Annotated in this window: 1 rRNA gene; it reads right to left on the bottom strand. The window is 60.3% G+C overall.

The annotated features are described in order from the left end of the window. Positions 1-224, bottom strand: a 23S ribosomal RNA gene (locus DBV08_RS32135); the annotation flags it as partial.

Here is a 224-nt window from a genome sequence, read left to right as displayed (position 1 = left end):
GTCCGGTACTACTCGGGAACAGCGTCACGCCATGAACCAGTTTCGTCTACGGGGGTCACACCCTCTACGCCGTCGCACTCAACACGACTTCGACTACCAGAACACGTACACGTCGGACCGCCGGCAGACGACCCAGACACGTCCCACAACCCCTGACCTGCAACCCCTGCCGGGTATCACACAGACCAGGTTTAGCCTCCTCCGATTTCGCTCGCCACTACTCA

Source organism: Rhodococcus sp. KBW08 (assembly GCF_003852455.1).
GTDB lineage: Bacteria > Actinomycetota > Actinomycetes > Mycobacteriales > Mycobacteriaceae > Rhodococcus_F > Rhodococcus_F baikonurensis.
This window is presented reverse-complemented; position numbering and strand designations above follow the sequence as displayed.